Here is a 15,125-nt window from a genome sequence, read left to right on the forward strand (position 1 = left end):
GGATTTCCCGAATGACCATTTCCCCCGTCGCCGCACAAACGCAACTACAGTCAAACACCAGTTCCGTTTCGGACAAGGCTGCATCGCTGATTTCCTCTGACTTTGAGACTTTTCTTCAGATGATGACCACGCAGGCCCGCTATCAGGACCCGCTGGAACCGATGGACAGTTCGGAATATGCGGCGCAACTGGCTCAGTTTTCGATGGTTGAACAGCAGGTGCAGACCAACGAATTGCTGCGCACCCTTGGTGCGGGGGGGGCTGCGCATAACAACGTCGCCGCTTTGTCTGGCTGGATCGGCATGGAGGCCCTGTCTCCTGCCCCCGCGCATTTTGACGGTACCCCCGTCACCATTGCACCCAATCCGCTGAGCGCGGCGGATTCGGCATTTTTGGTCGTCTACGGCCCTGATGGGGCCGAAATTGACCGCCAACAAATTCCGATTTCACCTGAATCCACCCAGTGGGACGGTATCGCCGGTGTGGACGGATCGACGTTTCCAACTGGCAATTACACATTCGAGATCGAAAGCTACGACGGCGAAACGCTGTTGCTGGCCGAACGCGCCCAAACCTATGGGCGGGTGACCGAAGCGCGTATCGAAAAGGGGCAAACGGTCCTGATCCTAAAGGGCAGTCTTGCCGTTCTGGCGGACAACGTAACCGGTTTGCGCGAACCGGTTTAGTGATCGTTTGCGCAGCCCCGGAAACATGCACAGCAAACCAGGCAGACATTTCAGGTTGCGATCATGGCAATGTTCGCGACCACGGTTTTAGCGACAGACGACGCGCATAGGTCACAGATCGGCCAGCATGAATCCAGCATAGGCCGCAGGCATGACAGCACGGCGAAACCGGCCCAGCGGAAACCGCGACAGCGGCTGCGCCATCGCAACAGGCACGTCGCCCTGCCCCATGATCAGCCCTGCCATCAACTTGCCCGCATAGCTGCCCATCGCCACACCGTTGCCATGGTAGCACAGGCTGGCGAACATCCCCGGTTGACCCGGCACTGCACCAGCAAAAGGCATCATGTCGCGCGCTATACATACCATGCCAGACCAGCAATGCGCCGACTCGACATGCCCCCAGGCGGGAAACATGGTCTCGAAATCGTGACGCACGCGGCGGCGGGCGCGGGCTTCGGCAGCGGGGTTCGATGTCAGCCCGCCGCGCATTCCGAACAGGAACCGTCCATCGGGCATCTTGCGGAAATAGTGCAGCAGGTTGCGCGTGTCATAACAGGCCTGATCGCTGGTCCATCCAGCGTCGGCCTGTTCTTGCGCACTTAGCGGGCGGGTGACGATCACGTTCGACTGACTGGGCATGTAGCGCCCCGCCAGCCACGCGGGCAGATCATCGGCGGAATAGCCGTTGGTAGCGATCACCACCTGATCTGCCGTGACTTTATGGCCTGCACTCAAAGTCCATTTCAGACCCTTATCCAGTCTCTGTACAAGGGTCTTGTCATAAATGCGCACCCCTGCATCCCGCACGGCTGCGGCAAGACCGGCAATGTATTTGCGCGGGTTCAGACCAAAGCCGATGGGGATGGTCAGCGCCCCGTGGAACGGACCGGCCAGGCCGTGACTGGCAAGATCGTCCTTGGCTATGATATCGCAGTCGACGCCGTGGTTCTCGGCCACCGCCTGAGCAGCGCGCCGCAGATCGTCCATGTCCTTGGGCCGGTGTGCCAGTTCGGTTTCGCCGTGCGAATGGCGCTCAACCTCGATGCCGTAGTTTTCCGTGATCTGCGCGACCAGTGCAATCGCATCGCGTTCGGCCTTGCGATACTGCAACCGCCCCTCGCGGCCAAAGCGGCGGTCCAGACCCTCGTCGTCGACCCGCGCGCCCCCCAGACAACAAAAGCCCCCATTGCGACCAGAGGCACCCCAGCCGACGTATTCCGCCTCAAGCACCACAACATCGACGCCTGCTTGCGCCAGATGCAGCGCTGCCGACAGGCCGGTATAGCCGCCGCCGACGATGGCAACGTCGCATGTCACATCAGTCTCTAATGCAGGGAATTCCGGCAAGCCGCAGGTTTCATCCCACCAACACCCGTTACGCGGACCATTGCCATAGGCATAATCAGAATAAATGCGTTTCATGTGGCGCGCTGTGCGGCCTGTTCTTCGCGTCGCACCCGCACCGCATGGCGTTTGGACATCAACGAGGCGGTGATAACGCCAACCGTGACAATCCCGATCAGGATCGACGACAGCGCATTGATTTCGGGCGAGACACCCAATCGCACCGACGACCAGATTTTCATCGGCAGCGTGGTGGCCGACGGGCCGGTGGCAAAAGATGCGATCACCAGATCATCAAGGCTGAGCGTGAAGGCCAGCAACCAGCCTGATATGACCGCAGGCGCGATGATCGGCAGTGTCACCAGCCGGAAGGCATCGAATTGCGACGCGCCCAGATCCAGCGCTGCTTCTTCCAGTGACCGGTCAAATGTCGACAGGCGCGACGACACAACCACCGAAACATAGCACATCGAAAATGTGGTGTGCGCCAGTACGATGGTCATGACACCGCGGTCCATGCCGATACCGATGAACAACAGCAGCAGCGACAGGCCGGTGATCACTTCGGGCATCACCAACGGGGCATAGATCATGCCGGAAAACAGCGTGCGGCCCAAAAAGCGCCCGCCGCGTACCAGCACATAGGCGGCCATTGTCCCCAACACAGTGGCCAGGGTGGACGACATCACGGCCACCTTGAGCGTCACCCAAGCGGCATCCAGAAACGCCTCGTTCTGGAACAGGGTGCCGTACCATCTGGTCGAGAAACCGGCCCAGACCGTCACCAGTTTGGACGAGTTGAAGCTGAAGATCACAAGGATCAGCATCGGCAGATAGAGGAAGGCAAAACCAAACGTCAGGCTGACCACGTTGAACGGGCTAAGACGGTTCATTGTTCTGCCTCCTGCTGACGCTGCTCGTTGCGCTGGAACAGGATGATCGGAATGATCAGGATCAACAGCAGGATCACCGCCACGGCGCTGGCCACGGGCCAGTCACGGTTGGCAAAGAATTCTTCGAACAGAACCTTACCGATCATCAGCGTACCAGAGCCGCCCAGCAGCGACGGGATCACAAATTCGCCCAGCGCCGGGATAAAGACCAGAAAACAGCCCGCCACAATGCCGTTGCGCGACAGCGGGATTGTCACCAGCCAGAACGCCTGAAAACGCGAACAACCCAGATCTTCGGCGGCTTCGATCAGGCTTTCGTCCAGCCGCTCAAGCGCCGCATAAATCGGCAGGATCATGAAGGGCAGATAGGTGTAAACAATGCCGATATAGACGGCCCAATTGGTGTTCAGAATGGTCAGCGGTTCATTGATCACACCAACCCACAGCAGAAACTGGTTCAGGAACCCTTCGGTACTGAGAATGCCGACCCATGCGTAGACCCGGATCAGGAACGACGTCCAGAACGGCAGAATCACAAGCATCATCAACGTCGGGCGCCATTCTTCGGGCGCGCGGGCCATGCCATAAGCCATGGGATAGCCGACCAGCAGCGTTGCGATCGTTGAAAAGAAAGCGATTTGCAGCGAGCTGGCGTAGGCTTTCCAATACAGGTCATCCTGCGTCAGAAAGACAAAGTTTTCGAAATCCAGACCGGAAACCAGCGCACCGAAGCCGTCTTTCATGGTTGGCGTATAGGGCGGAATGGCCAGCGCCGTGTCGGACAGGGACACTTTGAACACAATGGCAAAGGGCACCAGAAACAGCGCCAGCAGCCACAGGTACGGCACCGCTATCAGGGCAAAACGTCTCACGACTCCAACAACACGCCGGCGGTGGCGCTCCAGCTGAGCCAGACCGGGTCTTCCCATGTATATGCGCGGCGCGAAACCCGCCGCGTGTTGGCCGATTGCGCCTTGATCACCTGCCCTGTTGGCAACTCGACGTGATAGGTCGACAGATTGCCCAGATAAGCGATGTCCAGGACCTTGCCCTGCACGGCGTTGACCGCATCGGGCGGGCGTTCGGCGCTGATCGCGATTTTTTCGGGGCGGATCGCAAGATGGGCCTTTTGCCCCTCGCTGAACGGGCGGACGCTGGCTGCGGTGACAGGCGGGCCATTGCCCCAGTCAACTGCATAGCTTTCAGGGCCATTCGCCTTGGTCGTGCCTTCCAGAATGTTCACATCCCCGATGAAATCGGCAACATAGACACTGTTTGGGGCCTCATAGATCTTCTCGGGGGTGGCCACCTGAATGATGCGGCCCTCGTCCATGACGGCAACGCGACTGGCCACGGTCATCGCTTCTTCCTGGTCGTGGGTGACGATGACGAATGTGGTGCCGGTGGTTTCCTGAATGTCCATCAGTTCAAACTGGGTGTCCTGGCGCAGCTTTTTGTCCAGCGCGCCCAGCGGTTCATCCAGCAGCAGCAGCTTGGGCGCCTTGGCCAGGGACCGCGCCAATGCCACACGCTGACGCTGGCCACCGGAAATCTGGTGCGGTTTGCGACGGCCGAATTTGGTCAACCGTGTCAGCTTCAGCATTTCCTCGACGCGGGCGGCGATGGCGTCTTTGGGCATGTCAGACCGGCGCAGACCAAATGCGATGTTGTCCCAAACGGTCAGATGCGGGAACAGCGCATAAGACTGAAACATCATGTTCACTGCGCGCTTGTTGGGTGGCACGCCTGCAATGTCCTTGCCCGCCAGCAGAATCGCCCCCTCGGTCGGCGCCTCAAACCCGGCCAGCATGCGCATCATCGTGGTCTTGCCACAGCCCGAAGGCCCCAGCAGCGCAAAGAATTCCTTTTCGTAGATGTCCTGTGTCAGATCGTCGATTGCCACAAAATCACCAAAGCGTTTGGTGACTCCGACAAATTGGATCAGCGGCTTTTGCTGCGGGTCATCCCAAGGGGCGAATACGGTTTGGGCCAAAATCAGTCCTCACGAAATCAGTGGGAAATAAGGGCGCGACCCCAGCGGCCGCGCCCTGTCTTCGGGCCTCAGGTGCCCGATTTGACCTTGGTCCACAAACGCGTGACGACGCGCTGTGTTTTTGCGTCATAAGGCGACGTCGTATACAGGTTTTCCAGCGTCGCGGCATCGGGATAGATCGCCGTGTCACCGATCACGTCTTCAACCAGATACTCCTGGCTCGCCAGATTGCCGTTGGCGTAATAGACATAGTTCGACGCCGCCGCCATGTTCTGCGCGTCCATGATAAAGTTCAGGAACTTGTGCGCCCCGTCCGGGTTCGGTGCATCCACCGGAATCGCCATGTTGTCGAACCACATCAGCGCACCTTCTTTCGGCGCGTGATATTCGATGGTCACACCGTTGTCGGCCTCGACCGCACGGTCGCGTGCTTGCAGGATATCACCCGACCAGCCGACTGCGACGCAAATGTCGCCATTGGCCAGCGCGTTGATGTATTCCGAGCTGTGGAATTTCTGCACATAGGGCGCGATGGCGGTCAGAACCGGCTCGGCCTTCTGGATGGTTTCGGCGTCTTGCGCGTCGGGGTTTTCACCGATGTAATTCAGCGCGGCGGGGATGATTTCCGCCGGAGCATCCAGGAAATGAACGCCACAGGCGGACAGTTTTTCCATGTTGGCAGGGTCAAAGATCAACGCCAGCGAATCGACAGGCGCATCATCGCCCAGCGCTTCTTTGACCTTTTCGACGTTCACGCCAATACCCGTGGTGCCCCACATGTAGTTGATCGCATATTCGTTGCCGGGGTCGTATTTTCCAACGCGGTCGCTGATCACGTCCCACATGTTCCCAAGGTTCGGCAACTTCGACTTGTCCAGCTTCTGAAAAGCCCCTGCGCTGATCTGGCGTTGCAGGAAAGTGCCCGATGGCACCACGACATCATAGCCCGACGAACCGGCCAGCATTTTGGTTTCCAGAACCTCGTTGCTGTCAAAAACGTCATAGATAAGATCAATGCCCGTTTCCGCTTCAAACTTGGCAAGCAGTTCTTCGTCGATGTAGTCGGACCAGTTGTAAACGCGCACTTCTTCTGCCAGTGCCGAAGTGGCCATAACAGCCAATGCTGCTACTGTGCTAAGCATCATCTTAGTCATAGTGTTCTCCCGGTTATCAGACCGGGTTGATCCCGGCTTGGGGTAATTTGATCAAGTTTTGCCCTTTGCGGCAAGATGTTTTATGCTTTCACGGCAAAGGGAACCGTGCAAGCAGTTCGCCGCCGAGGTGCCAGAAAGAGATATCGCAATGAATGCATCGCTGAAAAAAGAGGCGCTCCAGAACGGGGCAGAAACCCGGGCCCTGACCGCCAAGACGCCCGCCCACCAAGCGGTCTACACCAAATTGCGCGATGCGGTGTTGTTCGGTGATCTGGCGCCCGGTCAGCCGATCACGATTCAGGGTCTGACAACAATGCTGGACGCAGGCATGACACCAGTGCGTGAAGCGATCCGCAAGCTGACCGCCGAAGGCGCGCTTGTGATGCAAGGCAATCGTCGCGCGTCAGTGCCGGTGTTGGACTTGCATACGCTGGAACAGCTTGAATTCATGCGATTAAATCTTGAGCCAGAGTTGGCATTTCGCGCAACTTCGCATATTTCGGCTGACGATATTGCGACGCTGACAGCCATCGACAACGGGCTGAACCACGCCATTTCAGCGGGGGATATCAGCGGGTATTTGCGTCTGAACCATGCCTTTCATACTGCCCTATATGCCGTCGCACAGGCGCCAATACTGGCGCAATTCGCTGGTGCGCTCTGGCTGCGTTTCGGGCCCTCTTTGCGTGTGGTCTGTGGTCGGTTTGGCACCTCCAACCTGCCGGACAAACATGCCGAGCTGCTCGAAGCACTGACACTTGGCGACGCCGATGCCGCGCGCGACGCCATCGCCGAAGACATTTGCCAAGGGATGGTGCAAGTGCGCGCCGCGTTGACCGAAGACCCTGCGCCACGGTGATTCGCCACCTGCCGGATTGACAGCGAAAAATTTGATCATATTCTGCGGGCAACTTCATTTCGAATGAAAAGGACACCGTCATGGCTGCCATCACCAACCATCTGCCCACCGCGGAATTGCAGGCGCTGGACGCCGCACACCACATGCACCCCTTTAGCACCAACAACGAACTGGCAGCAAAAGGCGCGCGCATTATCACCCGTGCCGACGGCGTTTACCTGACCGACAGCGAAGGCAACCGCATCCTGGACGGCATGGCAGGGCTGTGGTGTGTCAATATCGGCTATGGTCGTGGCGAACTGGCCGATGTTGCTGCACGGCAGATGCGCGAACTGCCCTATTACAATACGTTTTTCATGACATCGCACGCACCGGTCATCGCACTGGCCGCCAAGATTGCGGAACTGGCACCGGCGCATCTGAACCATGTTTTCTTTGCAGGTTCGGGGTCCGAGGCGAATGACACCAACATCCGCATGGTGCGCACCTATTGGGCGCAAAAGGGCAAGCCGACCAAATCCATCATCATCAGCCGCAAGAATGCCTACCATGGGTCCTCTGTCGGATCGGGCAGTCTGGGGGGCATGACCCCGATGCACGAACAGGGTGGCCTGCCGATTCCCGACATTCACCACATTGACCAACCGAACTGGTGGGCCGAAGGCGGCACATCCACGCCCGAAGACTTCGGCCTGCAACGCGCGCAAGAGCTGGAAAAAGCCATTCTGGAGCTGGGCGAGGACCGCGTCGCCGCCTTTATTGCAGAGCCTATTCAGGGCGCTGGCGGTGTAATCGTGCCTCCGTCGACCTACTGGCCGGAAATCCAGCGCATCTGTGACAAATACGAAATTCTGCTGATCGCCGACGAGGTCATCTGTGGTTTTGGCCGCACCGGCGAATGGTTCGGATCGACCACCGTGGGCATCAAACCCGACATCATGACCATCGCCAAAGGTTTGTCGTCGGGATACCAGCCCATCGGCGGATCAATCGTGTCGGACGAAGTGGCCGAGGTGATGAATGCTTGCGAGTTCAATCACGGCTATACCTATTCCGGTCATCCCGTTGCCAGCGCCGTGGCGTTGGAGAACCTGCGGATCATGGAAGACGAAAACATTCTGGACCACGTCCGCAATGTTGCGGCCCCCGCACTGGCCGAGATGTGGCACGGCTTGGGCGATCATCCGATGGTGGGGGAAACCAAGATTGTCGGCATGATGGCCTCGCTGGCCCTGACGCCCGACAAGGACAGCCGCGCCAAATTTGCCGCCGACGCGGGCACCGCCGGTTTCATGACGCGTGAACGCAGCTTTGCCAACAACCTGATCATGCGCCACGTCTATGACCGTATGGTGATCTCGCCGCCGCTGGTCATCACGCCGGAAGAAATCACCGAAATGGGCAAACGTGCGCGCACCGCGCTGGACGAATCCTATGCGCAAATCAAGGAACAGGGGCTGTTCAAAGCCGCATCCTGAACCATCAGGCGCCCGTCATAAGTGGCTCTAACATGGCCAGACAGGCGGCCATCTGGTCGATGGCGACAAATTCATCCGGTTTATGGGCCTGGGCGATATGCCCCGGCCCGCAAACCACGACATCCATCCCCATCTCCTGAAACAGCCCCGCTTCGGTTCCGAATGGCACCAGTTCGGCGCTGTTGGTGCCCAGCAATCCGGCCAGAACATCGCGGGCGGTGTTTACTTCCATCGGCTCCAGCCCAGCGATTTCGCCTATTGTTTCGGTGCGAATATCGGCCTGTGGATAGATGGCGCGCATCATCGGCAGCATTTCATCCTCGACAAAAGCCTCGATGCTTTTTCGTACAAAACGGGCGTCATCTTGTACAACAGGGCGCATTTCCCATTCCACCTCTGCCTTGCCCGCGATGACATTATGCGCCACCCCACCTGAAACCCGACCGATATTAATCGTGGTCCATGGCGGCTCGAACCGGCTGCCGGCGGGCGTGCGCGCCATCAGATCGGCGCGCAGTTCCATCAGCCGACCGACATAGCGCACAGCATATTCCGCAGCATTCACACCGCGCCCGGGATCACTGCCGTGCCCCTCAAGACCCGTAAAATGCGTGGTGTATTCGCAGCACCCCTTGTGCCCCTCGATCACACGCATCCCGGTCGGTTCTCCGATCACGGCCATTGTGGGTTGCAACCCGCGTGCCTGCAATTCAGGGATCAACGCGCGGGCACCTATACAGCCCACCTCTTCGTCATAGGTAAAGGCGAAATGCACCGGCTTTTGCGCCTGTACCTTGCCTGCCATGACCACGGCGGCAGCGATAAACCCCTTCATGTCACAGGTGCCGCGTCCGTACAGACGATCCCCTGTATTGCGCATCGCGAACGGGTCCGACGTCCAGTCCTGGTCTTCCACGGGCACCACATCTGTATGCCCACTCAGCAACAGTCCCCCCGGTGCGTCGGGGCCGATTCGGGCCCATAGGTTGGCCTTGGTTCCACAGGGCGACAACATTACATCGGTTTGTGCACCGGCGTCTTCCAATCGTTGCGCCAGTTCGGCGATCATTGCCATGTTGCTGTCCGCCGACACTGTCGGCATGGCGATCAACTGGTCCAGCAGTTCGACAGTCTCGCGCAGGCTCATGATTTGACAAACATCTTGCGCGGGCGGTCGCAGAAACATTCAGCGGCGCCATCTTCTGTGATGCGGATGCTTTCGGTAATTTCAAGCCCCCAGTCGGCCATCCAAAGGCCGGGCATAAAGTGGAATGTCATATTCGGTTCCAGAACAGTCTGGTCGTTGCTGCGCAGTGAAATCGTGCGTTCGCCCCAGTCCGGCGGATAGCTGAGGCCGATGGGGTAGCCACACCGCTCCCCCCGTTCTATTCCCGCGGCTTCCAGCGGGGCCGCCAGTGCATTGGCAATGTCGCAAGCGCGATTGCCCGCACGGGCCGCATCCAACCCGGCCTCAAGCCCCTCGACCAGGGCCGCCTCGGCGCGTTTCAGGAAATCAGGAGGCGTGCCCAGAAACAGCGAGCGGCAGAACGGCGCGTGATAGCGGCGATAGCAGCCGGAGATTTCAAAAAATGTCGCCTGCCCGGATTCAAAGGGGCGGCCATCCCATGTCAGATGAGGTGCCGCGGCATCTGACCCGGATGGCAAGAGCGGTACAATCGCAGGATAATCCCCCCACGCGCCGTCGACCCCGCGCACCGCGTCACGATAGATTTCCGCGACCACTTCGTTCTTGGGCACCCCGGGTTCGACCCGCTCAAGCAGACCATCGACGATCTTCTCGGATATCCGCGCGGCCTTGCGCATGTAATCCAGTTCGGGCGCGGATTTCACGGCGCGTTTCCAGTTCACCATTGCGGTGGCATCTGAAAACCGGGCCTCCGGCAGGCTGGACTGCATCACCGCAAATGCCTTGGCTGAAAAATAATAATTGTCCATCTCGACGCCGATGCGCTGCGCGCCCAGCTCTTGCAAAATGCCCGCAAGATCCTGCATCGGATGGCGTTCTGTAGACTGTACAAAGTGATCCTCATAGCCGCGCACATGATCGTCATCCATCCAGACCGTGCGCCGCGCCCCGGCAGTATCCTGACGCCGCCCCCACCAGACAGGATCCCCCTCTGCGCGCAGAATGACCCCCTGATGCACATAGAACGACCAGCCGTCATACCCTGTCAGCCAGGCCTGATTGCTGGGGTCCGTAATAAACAAAGTGTCGATACCAGCATCATCCATAGCGCCACGCACAAGCGCGATGCGGCGATCATATTCGGCAATGGTAAACGGAAGGTTTTTAACAATCATGCGCGTGCTCCATTTTAAGAAACTTGCGTTGTGACGCCTCAGGACGCAACACCAAACAACTTTGACCGATTCCTGATGTCGGTGACGGCACAAGCGATGCCGTTTCAGGCAGGCCATTGTCCTTATATTTGGAATTTAACGAGAAAAACGCCCTATTGTGGGCACAACCAACTGTTTTTCAGTAATCTGGTTGCAATACTCGACTGTGGTCGTTTTACTCGTAAGCAACAAGGCGGGTTCACCGTCGTCATAAAAACCAGGGAGCCTGATTTGGCTAACACATCGACCGATGCTGCGTTCGTTGAATTCGAACGCGTGCAAAAAAGTTATGACGGCGTAAATCTCGTCGTCAAAGACTTGAACCTTTCCATGCCACGCGGCGAGTTTTTGACAATGCTCGGCCCATCCGGTTCGGGCAAGACGACTTGCCTGATGATGCTGGCAGGATTTGAGACAGCAACACATGGTGACATCCGTCTTGGCGGAACGTCGATCAACAACATCCCGCCGCACAAACGTGGCATCGGCATGGTTTTCCAGAACTATGCGCTGTTCCCGCACATGACCGTTGCAGAGAACCTGGCCTTCCCGCTGGAAGTGCGCAAGATCGGCAAGTCGGAGCGCGAGGAGAAAATCCACCGCGCCCTTGGCATGGTGCAGATGAACGATTTCGCCGGTCGGCGTCCCACGCAATTGTCGGGTGGTCAACAACAGCGGATCGCTCTGGCGCGTGCGCTGGTGTTCGAACCCGAACTGGTTCTGATGGACGAACCGCTGGGTGCGCTGGACAAACAGCTGCGCGAAACCCTGCAGTTCGAAATTACCAAGCTGGCGCATGATCTGGGCATTACCGTGGTCTATGTGACCCACGACCAGACCGAAGCCCTGACCATGTCCGACCGCGTTGCCGTGTTCGAAAACGGCCGCATTCAGCAATTGGCACCGCCCGACCAACTGTACGAAAAACCCGAGAACAGCTTCGTCGCCCAGTTCATCGGTGAAAACAACACGTTGATGGGCGAAGTCAAAGAGATCAGCAACGGCACGGCTGTGGTTCAGCTGGACGGCGGCGACCTGATCGACGCGGTTCCGGTGAACGTCAGCAAGGTTGGCGAACGCACCCGTGTGTCCATCCGTCCCGAACGGGTCGAGATGAAAAAGGAACGCCTGATGCCAGGCGCCCGGACCCTGAAGGCCGAAGTGCTTGAGTTCATCTATATGGGCGATATTTTCCGCACCCGTCTGCGCGTCGCAGGGACTGATGAATTTGTCATCAAGACCCGGAACGCGCCGGACCAGGAGCGTCTGACACCCGGCACCCAGATCGAAATCGGCTGGCTGCCCGAAGATTGCCGCGCTTTGGACGCGTAACGTCCCAAGCACGCGCGAGACGTCGCGCGGCTGCGGTCGCGCGATAAAAAAGGGACGGTATCAAAGCCCGTTATCCCCGTCCCAACATCCACACGGGCAATGGCCGGAAACGGCTAAATGATTGGGAGATCAAATATGAAACTGACCAAAATTCTTATGACCTCGACGGCGCTCAGCTTTGTCGCGGGCATGGTCGCAGCCGAAGCGCACATGGCCAACGAAATGACCATCGTGTCCTGGGGCGGCGCCTATTCCAAATCGCAAAAACTTGCGTACAGCGATCCCTATGCCGAGAAAACCGGCGTCAGCATCATCAACGACGACAGCTCGAACGAAGCCGTGGCAAAGCTGCGTGCGATGAACGAAGCCGGCAACATCACATGGGATGTGGTCGATGTTGTGGCCTCTGACGCCATCCGTCTGTGTGACGAAGGTCTGGCGATGGAAATCGACGCAGACGAAATGCTGGCCGACGCGCCCGATGGCACGCCTGCATCCGAAGATTTTGGCGACCTTCTGGTTTCCGACTGCTTCATTCCGCAGATCGTTTATTCGACAACATTCGGCTATCGTACCGACATGGTCGGCGACACGCCTCCGACATCGGTCTGCGCGATCTTCGACACCGAAACATATCCCGGCAAACGTTCGCTGGAAAAACGCCCGATTAACAACATGGAATGGGCGCTGATCTGTGACGGCGTTGCCAAGGACGAAGTCTATGACGTTCTGGCCACACCAGAAGGTCAGCAGCAGGCGCTGGACAAACTGGCAACCATCAAAGACGACGTGATCTGGTGGTCGGCCGGTGCGGATACGCCCCAATTGCTGGCAGACGGCGAAGTTGTGATGGGTTCGACCTATAACGGTCGCCTGTTCTCTGTCATCGAAGAGCAAGACCAGCCCGTCGCCATGCTGTGGGACGCGCAGGTGTTCGATCTTGACGGCTGGATCATTCCCGCAGGTCTGAGCGACGAGCGTAAAGCCCGTGCACTGGACTTTATCTATTTTGCGACAGACACACAGCGTCTGGCGGACCAGGCCAAATACATCTCGTACGGCCCCGCGCGCAAATCTTCGGCTCCTCTGGTTGGCAAACACGCCGATCTGGGCATCGAAATGGCACCGCACATGCCGACCGATCCGGAAAACGCAAAGAACACGTTCCTGTATAACTACGAGTTCTGGGCCGACTACCGCGACGACATCGACGCAAAATTCCAAGCGTGGCTGGCGCAATAAGCTTCGCCTGATCGCCTGAAACAGGGGGAGGCCACATCCGGCCTCCTCCACCCTCCAAAGCGAGATCGATGATGAGCAACGTACCAAATCAAAACGCCGAAGACGGCCCGGTGATGGCCGCTGACGGCACCCCGCTGAAACGCAGCCTTGCGCGTGCCCTGCGCCGCCAGAAAAGCCGCGCCTTGCTTCTGATTGCGCCGTTGCTGATCTTTGTTCTCGTGACCTTTATCATTCCGATCGGATCGATGCTGTTCCGGTCTGTCGAGAACGACATCGTGGCCAACACACTGCCCAATGCGGTACGCCAGCTTGCCGGCTGGGACGCCACATCGGGCGAAATCCCCTCTGAAGCTGTCTATCAGGCCATGTATTATGACCTGTTCGTCGCCGTCGAAGCCAAACGTCACACGCGTTTGGGTTCACGCCTGAACTATGAAAAATCCGGGATCTCATCCCTGTTCCGCCAAAGCGGCCGCAAGGTTGACGATCTGGCAAAAGACGCCACCAAGGCGCTGGAAAAGGCCCTCCCGGCCTTTAAGGACGGTGAAACCTGGTACGCGCTGATGAACGCAGGCAACGACGAGGCCGACACCGGACTGCTAAGCGCCATGCGTGGACGCATCGGTCGACTGAACGACAGCTCGGCCTCAGCCAAAATGGACTTTGCCCCCAGTGCCCAGATGGCCGACGCGCTGCCCCTGACCACCCGCAGCTATACTGAATGGGCCGTCTACGAGGCCACTGAAGAACAGCGCGACCCCGCCACACGCGATCCGTGGGAACTGGTGCCGCTGGCCTTGCTGCAAGAGCTGAAAACAGCCGACCTGTCAGGCCTGTCAGGCCCGCGTGCCGATCTGTTGAAACAAGCGCAGGCTGTGCAATTCGACATTCCCGCCTTTTCCAGGGTTTTCACCGACATTGACCCCGAGTGGGCGACACCCGGGCCATGGGAAACACTGCAAACCCATTCCTCGAAATACACCGCCGGTTACTTTCTGAATGCGATAGATGCGCAGAAAACGCCGGAAGGCATTGCCTGGCAGCCGGAAGACAAGCAGATCCTGCTGAAACTTTTCGGACGCACGCTGATCATGTCGCTGGTGATCACCGGATCCTGTATCCTGCTGGGCTATCCGGTGGCGTGGCTTCTGGCCAACCTGCCCACCGCCAAGGCCAACCTGCTGATGATCCTCGTGCTGCTGCCCTTCTGGACCTCGCTTCTGGTGCGCACATCGGCCTGGAAGGTCATGCTGCAACAACAGGGTGTGATCAACGACGTGCTGGTCTGGCTGGGGCTGGTGGACGACGCCAACCGCCTGATCATGATCAACAACCAGTTCGGCACGATCGTGGCCATGACACACATCCTGCTGCCGTTCATGATCCTGCCGATGTATTCGGTGATGCAAACCGTACCGCCGACCTATCTGCGGGCGGCAAAATCACTGGGGGCGACGAACTGGACGGCCTTCTGGCGCGTCTACTTCCCCCAGTCGATTCCGGGCATCGGTGCGGGGTCGATTCTCGTATTCATCCTGTCCATCGGCTACTACATCACCCCCGAAATCGTCGGCGGAACCAAAGGCGTGTTCATCTCGAACCGCATCGCCTACCACATTTCGTCCTCGCTGAACTGGGGCCTCGCGGCCGCGCTGGGGTCGATCCTGCTGGCGGTCGTTCTTCTCCTTTACTGGTGCTACGACCGGATCGTCGGCATCGACAACGTGAAACTGGGATAACTGATTATGGGCCTGCCTCCTTATGCAACGACACCGCAGCG

13 protein-coding genes are annotated in these 15,125 nt (G+C 58.5%); 6 read left to right on the forward strand and 7 right to left on the reverse strand.

All coding sequences use genetic code 11. The features are described from left to right. Nucleotides 1-11: 11 nt before the first annotated feature. The gene (locus DSM107133_RS17835; RefSeq protein ID WP_114291751.1) at nucleotides 12-686 is read left to right on the forward strand and encodes a flagellar hook capping FlgD N-terminal domain-containing protein; all 675 of its coding nucleotides are present in this window, start codon (nucleotides 12-14) and stop codon (nucleotides 684-686) included. Between the two features lie 111 nt (nucleotides 687-797). Here the strand turns inward: DSM107133_RS17835 and DSM107133_RS17840 are convergent, their stop codons facing one another. The 5 genes from DSM107133_RS17840 to DSM107133_RS17860 all read right to left on the reverse strand — a co-directional run bounded on the left by DSM107133_RS17840 (nucleotide 798) and on the right by DSM107133_RS17860 (nucleotide 6,073). Then, nucleotides 798-2,111, reverse strand: coding sequence for an FAD-binding oxidoreductase (locus DSM107133_RS17840; protein WP_114291752.1), 1,314 nt, complete (start codon nucleotides 2,109-2,111; stop codon nucleotides 798-800). After that, nucleotides 2,108-2,926 (reverse strand): ABC transporter permease subunit, encoded by an 819-nt coding sequence (locus tag DSM107133_RS17845; RefSeq protein WP_114291753.1) that lies wholly within the window; start codon nucleotides 2,924-2,926, stop codon nucleotides 2,108-2,110. Before DSM107133_RS17845 ends, DSM107133_RS17840 begins: the two co-directional genes overlap by 4 nt. Further along, nucleotides 2,923-3,798, reverse strand: a complete 876-nt coding sequence (locus DSM107133_RS17850) for an ABC transporter permease subunit (protein WP_114291754.1) — start codon at nucleotides 3,796-3,798, stop codon at nucleotides 2,923-2,925. The genes DSM107133_RS17845 and DSM107133_RS17850 overlap by 4 nt, the downstream gene beginning before the upstream one ends. Then, on the reverse strand, nucleotides 3,795-4,919 hold the full coding sequence (locus DSM107133_RS17855; protein WP_114291755.1) for an ABC transporter ATP-binding protein: 1,125 nt from the start codon (nucleotides 4,917-4,919) through the stop codon (nucleotides 3,795-3,797). The genes DSM107133_RS17850 and DSM107133_RS17855 overlap by 4 nt, the downstream gene beginning before the upstream one ends. A 68-nt stretch (nucleotides 4,920-4,987) precedes the next feature. Next, the gene (locus tag DSM107133_RS17860; protein ID WP_114291756.1) at nucleotides 4,988-6,073 is read right to left on the reverse strand and encodes a polyamine ABC transporter substrate-binding protein; all 1,086 of its coding nucleotides are present in this window, start codon (nucleotides 6,071-6,073) and stop codon (nucleotides 4,988-4,990) included. A gap of 148 nt (nucleotides 6,074-6,221) precedes the next feature. Between DSM107133_RS17860 and DSM107133_RS17865 the strand changes: the two genes are divergently transcribed. Further along, on the forward strand, nucleotides 6,222-6,932 hold the full coding sequence (locus DSM107133_RS17865; RefSeq protein ID WP_114291757.1) for a GntR family transcriptional regulator: 711 nt from the start codon (nucleotides 6,222-6,224) through the stop codon (nucleotides 6,930-6,932). Between the two features lie 80 nt (nucleotides 6,933-7,012). Next, nucleotides 7,013-8,410, forward strand: a complete 1,398-nt coding sequence (locus DSM107133_RS17870; protein WP_114291758.1) for an aspartate aminotransferase family protein — start codon at nucleotides 7,013-7,015, stop codon at nucleotides 8,408-8,410. 4 nt (nucleotides 8,411-8,414) lie between these two features. Here DSM107133_RS17870 and argE read toward each other — a convergent pair whose 3' ends face one another. Next, on the reverse strand, nucleotides 8,415-9,557 hold the full coding sequence (gene argE, locus DSM107133_RS17875; RefSeq protein WP_114291759.1) for an acetylornithine deacetylase: 1,143 nt from the start codon (nucleotides 9,555-9,557) through the stop codon (nucleotides 8,415-8,417). Then, nucleotides 9,554-10,732: a M24 family metallopeptidase gene (locus DSM107133_RS17880; RefSeq protein WP_114291760.1), complete on the reverse strand. Its 1,179-nt coding sequence runs from the start codon at nucleotides 10,730-10,732 to the stop codon at nucleotides 9,554-9,556. The genes argE and DSM107133_RS17880 overlap by 4 nt, the downstream gene beginning before the upstream one ends. Before the next feature lie 270 nt (nucleotides 10,733-11,002). Between DSM107133_RS17880 and DSM107133_RS17885 the strand changes: the two genes are divergently transcribed. The 3 genes from DSM107133_RS17885 (at nucleotide 11,003) to DSM107133_RS17895 (ending at nucleotide 15,084) form a co-directional block, all read left to right on the forward strand. Further along, a complete protein-coding gene (locus DSM107133_RS17885) occupies nucleotides 11,003-12,103 on the forward strand; it encodes an ABC transporter ATP-binding protein (protein ID WP_114291761.1) in 1,101 nt (366 codons plus the stop codon). A 135-nt stretch (nucleotides 12,104-12,238) separates the two neighbouring features. Continuing rightward, nucleotides 12,239-13,345, forward strand: coding sequence for an extracellular solute-binding protein (locus tag DSM107133_RS17890; protein ID WP_114291762.1), 1,107 nt, complete (start codon nucleotides 12,239-12,241; stop codon nucleotides 13,343-13,345). Between the two features lie 71 nt (nucleotides 13,346-13,416). Then, complete coding sequence (locus DSM107133_RS17895; protein WP_114291763.1) at nucleotides 13,417-15,084, forward strand: ABC transporter permease; 1,668 nt, start codon at nucleotides 13,417-13,419, stop codon at nucleotides 15,082-15,084. Nucleotides 15,085-15,125: the final 41 nt, after the last annotated feature.

It is taken from the genome of Pseudosulfitobacter sp. DSM 107133, from assembly GCF_022788695.1.
Lineage (GTDB): Bacteria > Pseudomonadota > Alphaproteobacteria > Rhodobacterales > Rhodobacteraceae > Pseudosulfitobacter.

Excerpts from the sequence above, each read along its gene's own strand:
- DSM107133_RS17835 (WP_114291751.1), top strand. The coding sequence starts at position 12 with ATGACCATTTCCCCCGTCGCCGCACAAACGCAACTACAGTCAAACACC.
- DSM107133_RS17840 (WP_114291752.1), bottom strand. The coding sequence starts at position 2,111 with ATGAAACGCATTTATTCTGATTATGCCTATGGCAATGGTCCGCGTAAC.
- DSM107133_RS17845 (WP_114291753.1), bottom strand. The coding sequence starts at position 2,926 with ATGAACCGTCTTAGCCCGTTCAACGTGGTCAGCCTGACGTTTGGTTTT.
- DSM107133_RS17860 (WP_114291756.1), bottom strand. The coding sequence starts at position 6,073 with ATGACTAAGATGATGCTTAGCACAGTAGCAGCATTGGCTGTTATGGCC.
- DSM107133_RS17865 (WP_114291757.1), top strand. The coding sequence starts at position 6,222 with ATGAATGCATCGCTGAAAAAAGAGGCGCTCCAGAACGGGGCAGAAACC.
- DSM107133_RS17870 (WP_114291758.1), top strand. The coding sequence starts at position 7,013 with ATGGCTGCCATCACCAACCATCTGCCCACCGCGGAATTGCAGGCGCTG.
- argE (WP_114291759.1), bottom strand. The coding sequence starts at position 9,557 with ATGAGCCTGCGCGAGACTGTCGAACTGCTGGACCAGTTGATCGCCATG.
- DSM107133_RS17880 (WP_114291760.1), bottom strand. The coding sequence starts at position 10,732 with ATGATTGTTAAAAACCTTCCGTTTACCATTGCCGAATATGATCGCCGC.
- DSM107133_RS17890 (WP_114291762.1), top strand. The coding sequence starts at position 12,239 with ATGAAACTGACCAAAATTCTTATGACCTCGACGGCGCTCAGCTTTGTC.
- DSM107133_RS17895 (WP_114291763.1), top strand. The coding sequence starts at position 13,417 with ATGAGCAACGTACCAAATCAAAACGCCGAAGACGGCCCGGTGATGGCC.